Source organism: Streptomyces sp. NPDC018031, from assembly GCF_044327625.1.
Taxonomy (GTDB): Bacteria; Actinomycetota; Actinomycetes; order Streptomycetales; family Streptomycetaceae; genus Streptomyces.
On record NZ_JBIRFT010000003.1, the window covers coordinates 308,267 to 323,640 of the forward strand.

General features: G+C 75.4%; 14 protein-coding genes. 7 read left to right on the top strand and 7 right to left on the bottom strand.

Annotation, left to right across the window (positions count from 1 at the left end; genetic code table 11):
• The first annotated feature begins 47 nt into the window (after positions 1 to 47).
• Entirely contained in the window at positions 48 to 725 is a 678-nt protein-coding gene (locus ACH4B3_RS11635; protein ID WP_398462601.1) for an HAD-IA family hydrolase, read from the top strand.
• Positions 726 to 839: 114 nt separating this feature from the next.
• Here ACH4B3_RS11635 and ACH4B3_RS11640 read toward each other — a convergent pair whose 3' ends face one another.
• Together ACH4B3_RS11640 and ACH4B3_RS11645 are read right to left on the bottom strand one after the other, a co-directional pair.
• Complete coding sequence (locus ACH4B3_RS11640; RefSeq protein ID WP_398462602.1) at positions 840 to 1,421, bottom strand: TMEM165/GDT1 family protein; 582 nt, start codon at positions 1,419 to 1,421, stop codon at positions 840 to 842.
• 197 nt (positions 1,422 to 1,618) lie between these two features.
• On the bottom strand, positions 1,619 to 2,485 hold the full coding sequence (locus ACH4B3_RS11645; RefSeq protein ID WP_398462758.1) for an ABC transporter permease: 867 nt from the start codon (positions 2,483 to 2,485) through the stop codon (positions 1,619 to 1,621).
• A 367-nt stretch (positions 2,486 to 2,852) separates the two neighbouring features.
• On the opposite strand from ACH4B3_RS11645, the gene ACH4B3_RS11650 reads away from it, so the two are divergent.
• The 6 genes from ACH4B3_RS11650 to ACH4B3_RS11675 all read left to right on the top strand — a co-directional run bounded on the left by ACH4B3_RS11650 (position 2,853) and on the right by ACH4B3_RS11675 (position 10,106).
• Positions 2,853 to 3,521 (top strand): HNH endonuclease family protein, encoded by a 669-nt coding sequence (locus tag ACH4B3_RS11650; protein WP_398462603.1) that lies wholly within the window; start codon positions 2,853 to 2,855, stop codon positions 3,519 to 3,521.
• Positions 3,522 to 3,718: 197 nt separating this feature from the next.
• Positions 3,719 to 5,470 (top strand): alkaline phosphatase D family protein, encoded by a 1,752-nt coding sequence (locus ACH4B3_RS11655; protein ID WP_398462604.1) that lies wholly within the window; start codon positions 3,719 to 3,721, stop codon positions 5,468 to 5,470.
• A 157-nt stretch (positions 5,471 to 5,627) separates the two neighbouring features.
• Entirely contained in the window at positions 5,628 to 7,592 is a 1,965-nt protein-coding gene (locus ACH4B3_RS11660; protein ID WP_398462605.1) for an FAD/NAD(P)-binding protein, read from the top strand.
• A 143-nt stretch (positions 7,593 to 7,735) separates the two neighbouring features.
• On the top strand, positions 7,736 to 8,203 hold the full coding sequence (locus ACH4B3_RS11665) for a DoxX family protein (RefSeq protein WP_398462606.1): 468 nt from the start codon (positions 7,736 to 7,738) through the stop codon (positions 8,201 to 8,203).
• Positions 8,204 to 8,435: 232 nt separating this feature from the next.
• Positions 8,436 to 9,104 carry a DedA family protein gene (locus ACH4B3_RS11670; RefSeq protein WP_398462607.1) on the top strand — a complete coding sequence of 223 codons (669 nt, stop codon included), beginning with the start codon at positions 8,436 to 8,438 and terminating at the stop codon, positions 9,102 to 9,104.
• 300 nt (positions 9,105 to 9,404) lie between these two features.
• On the top strand, positions 9,405 to 10,106 hold the full coding sequence (locus ACH4B3_RS11675; protein WP_398462608.1) for a lytic transglycosylase domain-containing protein: 702 nt from the start codon (positions 9,405 to 9,407) through the stop codon (positions 10,104 to 10,106).
• On the opposite strand, the gene ACH4B3_RS11680 is transcribed toward ACH4B3_RS11675, so the two are convergent.
• The 5 genes from ACH4B3_RS11680 to ACH4B3_RS11700 all read right to left on the bottom strand — a co-directional run bounded on the left by ACH4B3_RS11680 (position 10,093) and on the right by ACH4B3_RS11700 (position 15,172).
• Positions 10,093 to 10,980, bottom strand: coding sequence for an alpha/beta fold hydrolase (locus ACH4B3_RS11680; RefSeq protein WP_398462609.1), 888 nt, complete (start codon positions 10,978 to 10,980; stop codon positions 10,093 to 10,095). The two genes, ACH4B3_RS11675 and ACH4B3_RS11680, sit on opposite strands and share 14 nt — an antisense overlap.
• 223 nt (positions 10,981 to 11,203) lie before the next feature.
• Positions 11,204 to 11,407 (bottom strand): hypothetical protein, encoded by a 204-nt coding sequence (locus tag ACH4B3_RS11685; protein ID WP_398462610.1) that lies wholly within the window; start codon positions 11,405 to 11,407, stop codon positions 11,204 to 11,206.
• A 213-nt stretch (positions 11,408 to 11,620) separates the two neighbouring features.
• Positions 11,621 to 12,967 carry a lactonase family protein gene (locus ACH4B3_RS11690; RefSeq protein WP_398462611.1) on the bottom strand — a complete coding sequence of 449 codons (1,347 nt, stop codon included), beginning with the start codon at positions 12,965 to 12,967 and terminating at the stop codon, positions 11,621 to 11,623.
• 375 nt (positions 12,968 to 13,342) lie between these two features.
• Positions 13,343 to 14,419 (bottom strand): phosphatidylinositol-specific phospholipase C domain-containing protein, encoded by a 1,077-nt coding sequence (locus ACH4B3_RS11695; protein WP_398462612.1) that lies wholly within the window; start codon positions 14,417 to 14,419, stop codon positions 13,343 to 13,345.
• A gap of 135 nt (positions 14,420 to 14,554) precedes the next feature.
• On the bottom strand, positions 14,555 to 15,172 hold the full coding sequence (locus ACH4B3_RS11700; protein WP_398462613.1) for a dihydrofolate reductase family protein: 618 nt from the start codon (positions 15,170 to 15,172) through the stop codon (positions 14,555 to 14,557).
• Positions 15,173 to 15,374: the final 202 nt, after the last annotated feature.

The following is a 15,374-nucleotide window of genomic DNA, read 5'->3' on the forward strand; positions in this document are numbered from 1 at the left end:
GGGCGGAACCGCTTGTGCCATCCGTTCCCGCCGCCAGGAGGCCAACGATGTCCTCGGCCGCTGCCCCCGGTCTCGCCGCCCACGCCCTCCTGCTCGACATGGACGGCACCCTCGTCGACTCCGACGCCGTGGTGGAGCGCTGCTGGCGCCGCTGGGCCGAGGAGCGGGGGCTGGACCCGGAACACGTGCTCCGGCACGTCCACGGACGGCAGGGCCACGCCACCATGGCGATGCTGCTGCCGGACCGGCCCGCGGCCGAGAACCTGGCGGACAACCGGCGGATGCTGGAGTGGGAGACCGCCGATGTGGCGGGTGTGGTGCCGGTGCCCGGCGCCCCGGCCTTCCTGGCCTCCCTCACCGGACTGCCGCACGCCCTGGTGACCTCGGCGGACCGGGGCCTGTCCGCGGCCCGGATGGCCGCCTCCGGCCTGCCGCTGCCGCCCGTCCGGATCACCGCCGAGTCGGTGGGCGCGAGCAAGCCGGACCCCGAGGGCTTCCTCAAGGGCGCCGCCGAGCTGGGCTCCGCCCCGGCCGACTGCGTCGTCTTCGAGGACTCCGGGGTGGGCATCGCGGCGGCCCGGGCGGCCGGGATGCGCGTGGTGGGGGTCGGCCCGCGGGCCGCCGCGCACGCGCCCGACGCGCATGTACGGGACCTGACCGAGGTACGCGTCGAGGCGCTGCCGGACGGCTCCCTGCGCCTGCACTTCGCGACCACCGCCCCCTGATCCCGGCGCCCCCGCGCCCGGGCCCCCGCGGCGGTCCAGGATCCGCCGGGCACGCCGCGGCCCCCGGGCCCGTGTCCCGGTGGCGGGCGGCCCGTCGCCGGGCCGCCCGGCCGCTCAGCCGGCGGCGGCCTCGTACAGCGAGAGCCCGGCGAGCACCAGCATCACCACCGCCGCGATCTTGGTGATCAGCTTCAGCGGCACGTACCTCATCAGCGTCCGGCCGCCGACGATGCCCAGTCCGGCCACCGCCCACAGGGCGAGCACCGCGCCGACGCCGACCGACAGCGGATCGTCGTAGCGGGCCGCGAGGTTCGCGGTCATGATCTGGGTCAGGTCGCCGAACTCGGCGACCAGGATGAGCGAGAAACCGGCCCCGGCCACCTTCCAGAAGGACTGGTCGGCGGGCTTGCCGATCTCCTCCTCGCCGTCGTCCTTCTTCAGCAGCAGCACCGCCGCGCCGGCCAGGAAGAGCACCCCGACCACCCCCTGCACCACCCGGTGCGGGAGCAGGGTCAGCACGCTGCCCGCGGCGATGGCCAGGGCGACGTGGACGGCGAAGGCGGCGGCGACACCGGCGAAGACGTACGAGGCCCGGTAGCGGGTGCCGAGCATCAGCCCGGCGAGGGCGGTCTTGTCGGGCAGCTCGGCGAGGAAGACGACGCCGAAGACGACGGCGGCGACGGTGATGTCGAACACGGGGGCTGGTACCTCGTTCGGTCGGGCTGTCCGCACCGAGAGGGAGCCGCCTGTTCCAGGGGTCGCTTCGGCACGGCAGCGTCATGGACACTGCGGCCGAAGGTCTCGCTGGCACGGTGCGCACAGGCGGCACGCACCGGCTCCGGGCGCCGGCCCGCCATTCGAGGCGGGCAGTATGTCGACGGTCCGGCGAAGAGCTACTCCCCTTCTCCTCGCCCCAGGATACGCGACCACCATCGGACCGGGCCGCCCGGCGCCCCGCCCCCGCTCGCGCCACCGCCGCTCCCCCGGCCGCCCACCGGACCGCCCCCGTCCCCCGCCCGGTGCAGCCGCCCGCGGGCGACCAGTTCCAGCACCGCGGCGACCGCCACCGCCTGCACCGCCATCAGCGCGACCAGGACGAACAGCTGGACCGCGCCCGCCAGGACCGGGGACGCGCCGCCCAGCAGCATCCCCACGAAGGCGCCCGGCAGGGTGACCAGGCCCACGGTCCTGGTCTGGTCGAGCCCGGGCAGCAGGGCGTCCGACGCGGCCGGGCGGGCGATCTCCAGGCGGGCGTCGCGGTCCGGCAGCCCCAGCGCCAGACCGGCCTCCACCTCGCCCCACCGCAGCCGCAGCTCGTCCAGCGCCCGGCGGCCGGCCAGCACGGTCGCGGTGAGCGCGCCGCCGATCAGGATCCCGGTGACCGGGATGAGCGCGATGCCGTCGACCGGGACCAGCCCGGTGAGCAGCAGCAGGGCGACCACCGGCAGCACCCCGGCGCCGATCGGCACCGCCGCCCACCACCAGGTGCGGTTGCCGGTGATCCGGCGGCCGGCGGTCCGTACCGCGACCGCGAACATCAGCGCCACGAAGCACAGCAGCAGCGGCAGGGCGCGGACCACCCAGCCGATGAGGTACGAGACGGCGGCCAGCTGGACGGCGGCGCGCAGTCCCGCGGTGGCGACCGCGCGATGGTGGCCGCGCCCGTCCCGGTCGGCGAGCCGGGCCAGCGCGACGACCGTGACGGCGGCCGCCAGCAGGGTGGCGAGGACGATGCCGAGGGTGGCGTCGACCGGCAGCAGGGTGTCGGCGGCGAGCTCCCGGGCGGCGCCCGGGGACGGCGGCCGGTCGCCGGGCACCGGCCATGCGGACGGCCGGGCCGGGGCGCCGGCCGGCGGGTCCGGGAGCGGCCGCGCGCCGGACGCGGCCGGAAGATCGGCGAACACCCGGCAACCCTATGGGCGGGCCGACCCGACCGGGCGTCAATCACCGGGCGTCGCCGCCCCGTTCCCGGCACCGGTCAGACCATACGAATAACGGACACCCCCTTGCCTTGACATGACCGCGTCGCCACCCTGTTACCTGGCGCCCACCCCACAGCAATCCGGCGTCGCCACCATGGCCGGGCACCGCTGGCCATGATGTCCCCCCACTGCCAAGGGAGTTCGCATGTTCCGACTGCGCGGTACCGTTGCACGCCCTCGCCTCTACGCGCGTCGCGTCTCGGTCTTCGGCGGCCTCACGGCCCTGCTCGGGACGCTCTTCCTGAGCGCCCCGACCGCCCAGGCCGCCCCGCCCACCCCGCCGAGCGCGTCCACCGCCCGGACCTACCTGGCCTCGCTGACCGTCCGCGCGGAGGGCAGCCTGGACGGCTACAGCCGCGACAAGTTCCCGCACTGGATCACCCAGAGCGGCGCCTGCAACACCCGGGAGGCCGTCCTCAAGCGGGACGGCACCAACGTCGTCACCGACTCCAGCTGTGCCGCGGTGAGCGGCAGCTGGTACTCCCCGTACGACGGCGCCACCTGGCACGCCGCCTCCGACATCGACATCGACCACATGGTGCCGCTGGCCGAGGCCTGGCGTTCCGGCGCCAGTTCCTGGTCGACCGCCACCCGCCAGAACTTCGCCAACGACCTGACCCGCGCCCAGCTGCTCGCCGTCACGGACAACGTGAACCAGTCCAAGGGCGACCAGGACCCGGCCGAGTGGATGCCGTCGCGCACCGCGTACCACTGCACCTACGCCCGCTCCTGGGTCTGGGTGAAGCACTCCTACGGCCTGTCCGTCGACTCGGCGGAGAAGTCCAAGCTCAGCTCCATCCTCAGCGGCTGCTGACCCGCGGGCCCGCCCCGGACGCGCCGGCGCCGCGAAACCGGCGCCGAGCCGCCCGGGAACGCCCCGTGACGGCGGGGTGAACCCCCCGCCCGACCGGCCGCCGTTCCGGTGGAACCCTCCCGCCCTCCTCCGTCGTTCCGTACCGTACGAACCACCGTACGAACGGGTACGCGCCAGGTACGACGGAGGAGGGCCGGATGGCCGGACTGCGGCTGGGACCACTGCTGCGCCAGGTCGAGAGCTCGTCCGCGCCGCCCGCCGAGGGCGGCACCGCCACCGTCTGGGTCGAGACCGACGGTCCGTGCCTGGCCGAGGTGCGCTGCGCCGACGGCGCCGGCGGCACCGCCCGCACCTGGCGGATCGCCGGCCACCACTACGCGCTGGTCCCGGTCACCGGGCTGCGGCCGGGCACCGAGACCGCGTACCGGGTGCTGCTCGACGGCGAGCGGGTCTGGCCGCCGGCCGACTCGCCGTTCCCGGCCAGCACCATCCGCACCCCGCCCGCCGACGACCCGGACGGCGGGCGCACCGTACGCGTCGCCTTCGGCTCCTGCCGGTGGGCGGCGCCGCCCGGCGACCACGTCCCCGGGGACCACCATTGGCACCGGGGACGGCCGCACGCGCCCGGCAGACCCGGCCGCGAACGGGCGCCCGACCCCGTCGGCCCGGACGCGCTGGACACCCTGGCCGCCGACCTCGCGAGCGACCCCGAGGCCCCGCGCCCGGACGTGCTGCTGCTCCTCGGCGACCAGGTGTACGCCGACGAGACCTCGGAGGACACCCGCCGCTGGCTGGCCACCCGCCGCGACCTCGGCCGGCCGCCCGGCCCGCAGGTGGCTGACTACGAGGAGTACACCCGGCTGTACTACGAGTCCTGGCTGGACCCCGAGATCCGCTGGCTGCTGTCCACCGTGCCCAGCTGCATGATCTTCGACGACCACGACGTGATCGACGACTGGAACACCTCGGACGCCTGGCTGCGGCGGATGCGCGCCACCCCGTGGTGGCGCGAGCGGATCCTCAGCGGCCTGATGTCGTACTGGGTCCACCAGCACCTGGGCAACCTCTCCCCCGCCGAACTGGCCGCCGACAAGCTGTACGCCGCGGTGCGGGAGGCCGGCGACGGCACCGAGCTGCTCCGCGACTTCGCCGCCCGGGCCGACGCCTCCCCCTCCCACACCCGCTGGAGCTACCGCCGGGACTTCGGCCGGGTGCGGCTGGTGATGGTCGACACCCGGGCCGCGCGGGTGCTGGAGGAGGACTCCCGGGCGATGCTGGAGGCCGGCGAACTCACCTGGCTGCGCGAGCAGACCACGGCCGACGGCGGCTGCGACCACCTGCTCGTCGGCACCTCGCTGCCCTGGCTGCTGCCGCACTTCGTGCACGACGTGGAGACCTGGAACGCCGCGGTGTGCGCGGGCGCGCGCGGCGCCCGCTGGGCGCGCTGGGGCGAGGCGGCGCGGCAGCGGGGCGACTTGGAGCACTGGGCCGCGTTCCCGGCCTCCTTCGACACCCTCACCGAGGTGCTCGCCAAGGCCGGCTCCGGCCCCGGGGCACCGGCCACCATCAGCGTGCTCTCCGGCGACGTGCACCACGCCTACGTCGCCGAGCCGGACTGGTCCGGCCACCTCCGACCGCCCCGCAGCCGGGTCCGGCAGCTGACCTGCTCCCCGGTGCACAACCGGGTCCCGTTCGGGATCCGCCTCGCCTTCCGGTTCGGCTGGAGCCGCCCCGGGCGGTGGCTGGGGCGGGCCTTCCGCCGGCACGGCCGGGCCCGGCGGCCCGGGCTGCGCTGGCGGCGCACCGGCGGCCCGTGGTTCGGCAACCAGCTGATGACGCTGACCCTCCGCGGACGGGCCGGGCGACTGCGGCTGGACCACGCCCGGCCCGCCGGGGAGGGCCGGTCCCGCCTGGTGACGGTGGCGGAGGAGGACTGGCCCGCCCAGTGATCCGCCCCACACCAGGCGGCCGGATGGGCCGGAGCCCTCGACTCCCCGGCCGCGCGCGGCATGATGGACTCCGCCCGGCACTCGGATCCCCGTGGCCGGAGCTCGTTACCGTCGCGCGCCCTGGTCCGCGCGCGCCTGTCCCCGGGAGACGTCCATCTTGGCCGGAGAGCACCACGCCATAGCCGTCGTCGGATCAGGTCCCCGAGGCACCAGCGTGCTGGAGCGGTTGTGCGCCTCGGCCGCCGAACTGGCGCCCGGGACACGGGTGACCGTGCACATGATCGACCCCGCCCCGCCCGGCGCGGGACGGGTGTGGCGGACCGACCAGCCTGCCGAACTGCTGATGAACACCGTCGCCTCGCAGGTGACGCTGTTCACCGACGCCAGCGTGACCTGCGAGGGACCGGTGCGCCCGGGCCCCAGCCTGTACCAGTGGGCCGTGGCGCAGGGCGAGCGGCTGGGCCCCGACGACTACCCGCCCCGGTCGCTGTACGGCCGCTACCTGGAGTGGGTCTTCGACCGGGTGGTGCGCACCGCCCCGGAGTCGGTGACGGTCCTCCCGCACACCACCCGCGCCGTCCGGCTGGGGCAGGACGGGGACGGCACCCAGCGGCTCGCCCTGGAGGACGGGCGGGAGCTGACCGGCCTGTCCGCGGTGGTCCTCGCCCAGGGCCACCTGCCGGCCCGCCCGGACGCGGTGGAGGAGGAGTTCACCGCCTACGCGGCCCGGCACGGCCTGCGCTACCACCCCCCGGCCAACCCCGCCGACCTGGACCTGTCGGACGTCGCGCCGGGCGAGCCGGTGCTGCTGCGCGGGCTGGGCCTGAACTTCTTCGACCACATGGCGCTGTTCACCACCGGCCGGGGCGGAGTGTTCGCCCCGGACGGCCGCGGCGGCCTGGTCTACCTGCCGTCCGGCCGCGAGCCCCGGCTCCACGCCGGGTCCCGGCGAGGGGTTCCGTACCACTCGCGGGGCGACAACGCGAAGGGGCCGTGCGGCCGCCACGAGCCGCTGCTGCTGACGCCCGGGGTGATCGCGCGGTTCCGCGAGCGCGCGGCGGCCGGGGACGCCCCGGACTTCCTGGCCGAGGTCTGGCCGCTGATCGCCAAGGAGACCGAGACGGTCTACTACGAGGCGCTGCTGGCCGGCCGCCCGCGGCCCCCGGCGCCCGCGACCGCCGGAGCCCCGCCCGGCGGGGCCCCGCGGGACCCGGCCGGGTTCCGCGGACGCTTCCTGCGCACCGTCCACGGCAGTGCGGCCGAGGCCGCGGTCCTGGCCGAGCACGGCATCGGCGCAGCGGAGCGCTGGTCGTGGGAGGCGGTGGCGCGTCCGTACCGCGGACACGAGTTCGGCGACGCGGCGGGCTTCCGGGACTGGCTGCTGCGGTATCTGCGCCAGGACGTGGCGCACGCCCGGCTGGGCAACGTGGCCGGGCCGGTGAAGGCGGCGCTGGACGTGCTGCGCGACCTCCGCAACGAGCTGCGGCAGATCGTCGACCACCGGGGGCTGCCGGGCGCCTCCCGCCGGGCCCATCTGGACCGCTGGTACACGCCGCTCAACGCGTTCCTCTCGATCGGCCCGCCGCGGCGCCGGATCGAGGAGATGGTGGCGCTCGTCGAGGCCGGGGTGCTCCGGGTGCTGGGGCCGGGCCTGGAGGTGGTCTGCCAGGACCCCGGCGGGCCGGCGCCCGGGTTCCGCGCCCGGTCCACCGAGGTGCCGGGGCCGGCGGTGACGGTGACCACGCTGATCGAGGCCCGGCTCCCCGAGCCGGACGTGCGGCGCACCGCGGACCCGCTCCTCGCCGACCTGCTGCGCACCGGCGGGTGCCGGCCGCACCAGGTGGACGGGTACCGCACCGGCGGCCTGGACGTGACCCCGGAGCCGTACCGGCTCCTGGACGCGGCGGGCCGGCCGCATCCGCGCCGGTTCGCCATCGGGGTGCCGACCGAGGGCGTGCACTGGGTGACCGCGGCGGGCGCCCGGCCCGGGGTCAACTCGGTGACCCTGTGCGACACCGACGCGGTGGCGCGGGCGGCGCTGCGGGTGACCGCCGGGGACGTCGCGGGCGCCTCCCGCCGAACATGGCAGGAGGATGCCTTGACGGGCGCCGCACGGGCGTGAAACGGGACGCCGGAAGCCTGCGACAACCCCTTTCGCGGCATCAGAATGGCATAAACTTGAACTTGCAACAAAAGCTCAGGTGAACCTAACCTGGCGCCCTCGTTGTTTCCCGTCCCCGAAACCGAAACGAGGGTCCCGTCCCCATGTCGTCCCCCACTTCGCTCGAGTCCCGCCTGGACAGCTCGCGCCCGTACGTGATCTCCCTGTTCCGCATCGTCGTGGGCCTGCTGTTCTTCTGCCACGGGGCGTCGTCCCTGTTCGGCTGGTTCGGCGGCCTGATGGGCACCGGCGCCACCGTCGACGCCGGCACCTGGCCCGGCTGGTACGCCGCGGTCATCCAGCTCGTCGGCGGCGGACTGGTGATGGTCGGCGTGGGCACCCGCAGCGCCGCCTTCGTCTCCTCCGGCTCGATGGCCTACGCCTACTTCGTGGAGCACCAGTCCGAGGCGCTGTGGCCGATAGAGAACCACGGCGAGGCGTCCGCGATGTTCTGCTGGGCCTTCCTGGTGCTGGTCTTCACCGGCCCCGGCCCGTGGGCGCTGGACCGCCTCTTCAGCGCGAACGCCGCCGCGCGGGTGTCCGAGCCCAGCCGCCGGCCGTCCGCCGTCTGACCTCCAGCGACCGGCGGCCGAACCCGGCCCGCACCCGGTCCGGATGAGTCATCGTTCGCGTCATGCGGGGGCATAGCGCCCCGCATGACGCGAATGTGACGTGATTAGAACTACATCCGCACCTCCTGATCGCTATCCTCGACTGGTACAGGCGTACGCTGTACGGCTGTAGAGGCCGCTCCTGCCGCTCCCTTGCGACATCGCGGCGGGGGGAACGGGACCGGGAGACGCGTTGCTGGAACATGTGGGGGCACTGATCAACACCCCCTGGATCTATGCCTTGATCGGGCTGTCCGTGCTCCTTGACGTCTTCCTGCCCGTATTGCCCAGCGGTGTCCTGGTCATCACCGCCGCCACCGCGGCCGCGGGGACCACCGCCGACGTGGTGGGCGGCGCCGCCCGCGCCGCGCAGGCCGGCAGTGTCTTCCCGGAGATGCTCGCCCTGGTGCTCTGCGCCGCCGGCGCCTCGGTCCTCGGCGACCTGGTCGCCTACCGGCTCGCGTTCCGCGGCAGCGACCGGCTGGACCGCGCCATCGCCCGCTCCCGCCGACTCACCGCGGCGCAGCAGAAGTTGGGCACCGCCCTGGTGAAGGGCGGCGGCCCGCTGGTGGTGGTGGCCCGGTTCGCCCCGGCCGGCCGCTCGGTGGTCAGCCTGAGCGCGGGCGCGGCACACCGCCGGGTCACCGAATTCCTGCCCTGGTCCGCGGTGGCCGGACTGGTCTGGGCCGCCTACAGCGTGAGCCTGGGTTACTTCGGCGGCCAGTGGCTGGGCGCCACCTGGCTCGGCACCGCCGTCTCGGTACTCGCCCTCTTCGCCGCGGGCGCGGGCGCGGTGTACGTGGTCAAGCGCCCCGGCGCACGGGAGGCCGCGGCGCCCACCGCCCAGGAGGGCACCGCCTGACGCCCCGGGCCGGGCATCCGCACGCCGCCCGTACCACTGACCGCGACCGGTCGGCGAACCGCCGGCGAACCGCCCGGGCCGCACACCTCGCACCGGCGCCCGGCCACCCGGCGCCGGCCTCCCCACCGGTCGGTGACGGCCCGGCCGCCGTCCGTACGAACCGTGCGGCACACCACCGAACGGCACGAACCGGACCCGCCGTAAACCCTGTCGCCATCCGTCCCGGTGAACCGATTTCAGTTCGGTCGGACTATGCGGTTACCGTCCCCCCATGCGGATCTCCCCTCCCCTCGCTCCGGCATGGTGAGCCGACGCGGCCGGCGTGCCGGCTCGGCGATCGGCGGCACGCTGCTCCTGGCCTGCGCCGCGGTCGTCGTCGTCCGTGAGCTGGCGTCCGACGACGGGCCGCCGACCGTACCGGACGAGTACCGCCCCGCCATCGAGGCCGCCGCCGGCACCTGCCGCCAGCTGAGCGTGCCGCTGCTGGCTGCGCAGATAGACGCGGAGAGCGGCTGGCGGACCGACGCGGACTCCGGACACGCCCAGGGGATCTCCCAGTTCGCGCCGGTCACCTGGAAGGAGTGGGGACGCGACGGGAACGGTGACGGCAAGGCCGAGGTCTGGGACCCGCAGGACGCCATCCCCTCCCAGGCCAGGTACATGTGCCACCTGTACGAGACGGTCCGCGAGGTGCCCGGCGATCCCACCCGGCTCGCCCTGGCCGCCTACAACGCGGGCCCGAACGCCGTGCTCCGGGCGGGCGGCATCCCCGACATCGACGAGACCCGCGGCTATGTGGACCGGATCGTCAACGATCTGCTCCCGGGGTACCGGAAGAGCGAGGCCGAGCGGGCCTCCGCCTCCCCCGGTACCGCGTCCTCCGGCACCACGTCGCCGGGCGCCGGCCCGTCCGGTGCCGCCGCCTCCGGCTCCGCGCCCGCGACGGCCCCCGCTCCGGGCGGCACCGCGGCCGGCGCTCCGACGGGGGCTACGACCCCCTAGCCTTCGCGGCCTCCGTGGCCCTGGCGGCGGTACCGCCGGCCGCCGGGGCGTCCGGGGCCCGCCGGCCGTCCGGGGCGTCCGGGGCATCCGCGGCGAGGAAGTCCTCCACGGCCCGGACCAGCTCCAGCGGGGTCTCGTCCGCCGGGTAGTGCCCGGCGCACGCCAGTTCCACCAGTTCGGCGTTGACGTACCAGCGCAGCCAGGTCCGGCGCATCACGTCGGCGGTCAGCGCCGGGTCGTGCGCGCCGACCACCAGCCGGACCGGCACCGTGGACCCCTCGACCTCGGTGTGGAAGTCGTCCTTCGCCCAGGAGTCCAGCCAGGACCGCAGCGCCTTGCTGTCGCTGTACCGCCGCGAGTGGCGCACCATCAGGTCGAGCCAGGCGGCCGGATGGCGGTTGCCGGTGGTGAGGTCGATGATCGCCCGGCGGTTCTCCGGGTGCTCGGCGGCGCCGGCGAACATCTCCCACTGCTCGCCTTCGAGCGGCACCCCGTTCGCCGGTACGGCCGCCACCCCGACCAGCCGCCGGACCCGCTGCGGTGCGGCGACCACCACCCGCTGGGCGACCGCGCCCCCCATCGAGTGGCCCACGACGGAGAAGCGGTCCCAGCCCAAGTGGTCCGCGAGGGCGAGCAGATCACGGCCGGCTTCGGCCGTGGTGTACTCGCCGGGGATGTCCCGCGCCTCGCCGTAACCGCGCAGGTCGGGCAGCGCGTAGGTGTACGCCCGCCGGTCGATGTGCGGCAGCACCGCGGCGTACGCGGCCCGGTCGGAGAACCAGCCGTGCACCGCGATGACCCGGTGCGGGCCCTCGCCGACCAGTTCGTACGGTGGAACGAAGGGTGGATCAGGGGGTGGCACAAGGGGTCCCATGGCGCCTCCGGTCCCAGTCGGATACGGGCGCCAAAACTGCGCCCGCGCGCACCACGGTGTCGCCAACCGGCCGGTACGGCAAGGCCGCTGCGCATATGCGCCACCGACTTCGGCCGAGACGCCGCTCCGGCGCGGTCCGCGGCCCCCGGCGCGGTGGTGCGGAGCCCTCCCGTCCGCCCCGCCACGGCGCGATCGCGCCGTGGCGAGCGGCCGCCGGGCCGGCTCAGGCCGCGGTGCCGATCCGGCCCCGCACCGCGCCCAGGTAGACCCCGAGCAGTCGCCGGTACTCCACCCGCTCCTCGGGCAGCAACGGCCTCGCCGTGCGGGCCCGCAGGAATTCGCGGATCGCCTCATTGGCACGGAACGCCGCGTCGGCGGCGTCCGCGTCGGCACGCGCGGGGTCCGGGGTCAGCGGTAAGGGGGACATATGACAAGGCTAAGGCTCGGGTGTGACAAGGAAAGACCGCAGGCGCCCGATCCAGACGTAATACCCGCCACATCGAAGGTTGAAAGTGGTCGGAGGTGAGGTTTTCACGGCGGTACGAGGCGTTGACCGGTCGACCGCGCCGCGCCCCGTCTCGCCGCCCCGCCCCGCCCCCGCCGGCCCGGTCGGCTACCCCCGGCTACCGCCCCGGCTGTCTCACGGGGCGCCGTCAGCCGTCCCGTTCCCGCTGCCGTCCCCGTGGGGGTTCCCGTCGGCGTGCGGTCCGGCGGGGAGCGCCAGCGGGAGCACGCACACCGGCGAAGGCGCCCGGAACGGCTCGCCGGCCGGGGTGAGCGCCCCGGTACGTCCGTCCACCCGGAACACCCCCACGGTGCCGGAGTTCTGATTGCCGGTGAACAGCAGCCCGCCGGACGGCGCGAGCCCCAGGCCCCGCGGCCAGGACCCGCCGCAGGGCACCGTGTCCAGCAGCCGCAGCCCGCCCCCACCGTTCGTCACCGCGAACCGCGCCACACTGTCGTGGCCCCGGTTGGACACGTAGACGAACCGCCCGTCGGCCGACACCACCACCCCGGCCGGGTAGTTGCGCTCGCCTCGTCCGGCGTCCTCGGGCAGCGTCGGGAGGGAGCGGCGCGGGTCGAGCCGCCCGTCGCGCGGGTCGTACCCGGCCACGGTGACGGTGCCGTCCAGCTCCCCCACCACGTAGGCGAACCGACCGCGCGGGTGGAAGGCGAGGTGGCGGGGTCCGGAGCCGGGTGTCATGCGCGCCCGGGACACCGGCGCCAGCCGGCCGCGCGCAGGGTCCAGCCGGTAGGTGTACACCGTGTCGGTGCCGAGGTCGACCGCGAGCACGAAGCGGCCCGCGGGGTCCGGCAGCACCTGGTGGGCGTGCGGCCCCTCCTGCCGTTCCGGGTCGGGCCCGGAGCCGGTGTGGCGGACCAGGTCGGTACGCTCGCCGAGCGCGCCGTCGGGGCCGATCGGGTGCACCGCGACACTGCCGGAGCCGTAGTTGGCGGTCAGCAGGTGGCGGCCCGTGGGGTGCACCGCCAGGTGGGTGGGGTGGTCACCGCCGGTGGACCGGGCCGGGCCCAGCGGGGTGAGCGCGCCCCGCGCGCCGACCGCCAGGGCCCGTACGGTGCCGTCGGACCTCTCGTCGAGGGCGTAGAGCACCCGGCCGGTGGGGCCGGGCGCGAGGAACGACGGGTCCCCGATGCCGTGGTAGCCGCCGGTGGCGGTGAGCGCGCCGGTGCGCTCGTCATAGGTCCCGATGGTGATGCCCGCACCGAACGAACCGAGGTACACCGACCGCACTCCCGTCTGCCGCGACCGGCCCCGCTTCCCGGGACCGTCCTTGCCCCTGCCGCCGGCGGTGGCGCCATCGGAACCGCCGCCGGAGCCGGGCGCTTCCGGCCCGCCGCCGGGGCGCGGTGCGTCCGTCCCGCCGTCCGCCTGCCCGGCCGCCCGGGAGACCGCCACGGTCCCCGCCGCGCCCGCCGCCGCCACCCCGACGGCGCCGAGCACGCCGAGGACCCGGCGGCGGGTCACCCGATCACCGTTCCACGACACGTACACCCCCACTTCCGGTCGGCCACGACCTCCCAGGGTGCCGGTCCAGACCAATTACGGCAATCGCCGACCGGTACGCGGACGCGGCCGGGGGTGCGGTCGGCGGTGCGGCCGGGGGTGCGGTCGGCGGTGCGGTCGGCGGTGCGGTCGGCGGTGCGGTCGGCGGTGCGGTCGGCGCCATCGGCGCCGTCATCCGCGCCCGGGCGGGCGGTGCGGCCGCCGCCATCGGCAGCCGCCATCGGGACCCGCCGCCGGTGCGGCGGGCGTGCGGTCGGCGGCGGTGCCCGGGGCCGCGCGGCCCCGGCGCGGCCCGGTCCGCCGGGGCGACCGGAGACCGCCGCCGGCCGCGGCCGCTCAGCCGCGCGGCAGCACCGACCCGAGGACGGCGGGCAGGGGATACCAGTCCGCGGTCAGCACGCTCGCATGATTCCGGGCCAGCAGCTCCGCCCGGGCCCGTGCCTCGGACTCGGTGGGGCGGGTGCCGTCGATCGCCGGGGCGACGCCGTGCGCGTCGGTCATCACCAGCAGATAGTGGCGCTGGTCGTACCAGGCGGTGTCGATGCCGTTCGCCACATAGGCCGAGGCGTCCCCGTCGAAGACCACGAACCAGGGGCGGATCGAGGCGTCGGCGTACCGGGTGACCCGCGGATCGCCCGCCTCCGCCTTGTGCACCGCGGGGAACGCGGTCGCCTGGCGCAGTCGTCCGGCGGCGGCCAGGTCGCGCAACCGGTTGGCGTACTCCCGGTCGGTCCACAGCGAGTCGAACGGGTTGGACTCCTCGACCGTTCCGGGGATCAGTTCGAGGATGAACTTCCCGGCGAGCGCGTCCCGGCCCGGCCAGCCGGTGGCCCGTACCGCCTCGTCGAGCGTGGCGTGGCCGCCGACCAGGTCGGCCGGGCGGAACACCGCGTCCCCGAGTGCCTGGCCGACCAGCGCGTCGAACTCGTCCGGCCCGCGGCCGCCCCGGTCGTTGAAGCCGTCCTTCATCTCGATCTTGAGCATGATCGGACGGTGACCGGGGTGCGCGTCGTGCCAGGCCCTCAGGTCGGCGAGGCAGCCGGCCAGGCCCTGGTTCCGGGGCTTGGTGCGCAGCTCGGCCGGGGACTGCGCGTTCTCGCAGTTGCTGGCGTTCCCCAGCGGGTTGCTGTGCGCCACCCGCCACGGGCCGCCCAGGGAGTTGGTCCACACGTCGATCTCCAGCAGCCCGGCTCCGGAGTCCAGCGCGTCCGCCAGGTACGGGTACTTCGCCTGCTCGTAGGCGTTGTGGACACCGACCGAGGTGGTCGCGGAGTACGCCGCCGCCGGGCCCTCGCCCTCCGCGTGGGCCGTGCCGGACGCGGTGAGCGTGGTGACGAGGGCCACCGGGAGCGCCAGCAGCGCCGCCCGGCGGGACTTCCGCGCGGTGCCCCTGGTCAGTCTGGATGTGCGCATGCGTCGCCGCCTTGGGTACGAGGGGATCAAGTCGGCGCCAGCGTACGGGCATTCGAGTGGCGTGCCCATGGCCGCCTGGTGTCCGGCGCACCGGCCGCGGCCGAACGGCGCGCCCCGGCCCCGCGCCGTCCCGCGTCAGTCGGCGAGCTCGAACGACCCGACCGTCGGCCGCCCGGCGAACGCGTAGCGGTGCACCGCGACCCCGGTGCCGGTGGTCCGGGAGTCCAGCAGCCGGAACGCCGTGGGGACCGACTCCTCGGCGAACAGCCGCTTCCCGGTGCCGAGCACCACCGGATAGACCAGCAGCAGCAGCTCGTCGATCAGGTCGTGGGCGAGCAGCGACTGCGCCAGCCGGCCGCTGCCGTGGATCTGCAGCTCCCCGTCGAGGTCGCCCTTGAGCTTCCGGACCGCGTGGGCGGCGTCGGAGATGAGCGTGGAGTTGTGCCACTCGGCCCGCGCGAGGGTGGTGGACGCGACGTACTTGGGCAGGTTGTTCAGCCGGGACGCGATGACGTTGCCCTGGTCCGTGACGCGCGGCCAGTACCCGGCGAAGATCTCGTAGGTGCGGCGCCCCAGCACGAACCCGGCGGCCCGGTCGAACACCTCCGCCATGGTCCGCTCCATGTCCTCGTCCACGTACGGCACCAGCCAGCCGCCGAGTTCGAAGCCGCCGCTGGTGTCCTCGTTGGGGCCACCGGGCGCCTGCATGACGCCGTCCAGCGAGAGGAAGGTGGTCAGGGTCACTTTCGCCATGGTCGGCTCCGCTTCCTGGGGGTCGGGTACGTCGCGCCTCCCAGGTAACCCGCACCGCGCCCCGCGCCGGGTCTCCTGCGGTTCCGACACGTGATTTTCTGCCCGGCCGGAGGCCACCGCCCGGACCGCCCGCCCCGGCAGGACCCCGGACCACCCGTCACCACGGCCGCCCGGCCGCGTCCCACCCACCGCGAAGTGGCCA

Excerpts from the sequence above, each read along its gene's own strand:
- ACH4B3_RS11635 (WP_398462601.1), top strand. The coding sequence starts at position 48 with ATGTCCTCGGCCGCTGCCCCCGGTCTCGCCGCCCACGCCCTCCTGCTC.
- ACH4B3_RS11650 (WP_398462603.1), top strand. The coding sequence starts at position 2,853 with ATGTTCCGACTGCGCGGTACCGTTGCACGCCCTCGCCTCTACGCGCGT.
- ACH4B3_RS11655 (WP_398462604.1), top strand. The coding sequence starts at position 3,719 with ATGGCCGGACTGCGGCTGGGACCACTGCTGCGCCAGGTCGAGAGCTCG.
- ACH4B3_RS11665 (WP_398462606.1), top strand. The coding sequence starts at position 7,736 with ATGTCGTCCCCCACTTCGCTCGAGTCCCGCCTGGACAGCTCGCGCCCG.
- ACH4B3_RS11675 (WP_398462608.1), top strand. The coding sequence starts at position 9,405 with ATGGTGAGCCGACGCGGCCGGCGTGCCGGCTCGGCGATCGGCGGCACG.
- ACH4B3_RS11680 (WP_398462609.1), bottom strand. The coding sequence starts at position 10,980 with ATGGGACCCCTTGTGCCACCCCCTGATCCACCCTTCGTTCCACCGTAC.
- ACH4B3_RS11685 (WP_398462610.1), bottom strand. The coding sequence starts at position 11,407 with ATGTCCCCCTTACCGCTGACCCCGGACCCCGCGCGTGCCGACGCGGAC.
- ACH4B3_RS11695 (WP_398462612.1), bottom strand. The coding sequence starts at position 14,419 with ATGCGCACATCCAGACTGACCAGGGGCACCGCGCGGAAGTCCCGCCGG.
- ACH4B3_RS11700 (WP_398462613.1), bottom strand. The coding sequence starts at position 15,172 with ATGGCGAAAGTGACCCTGACCACCTTCCTCTCGCTGGACGGCGTCATG.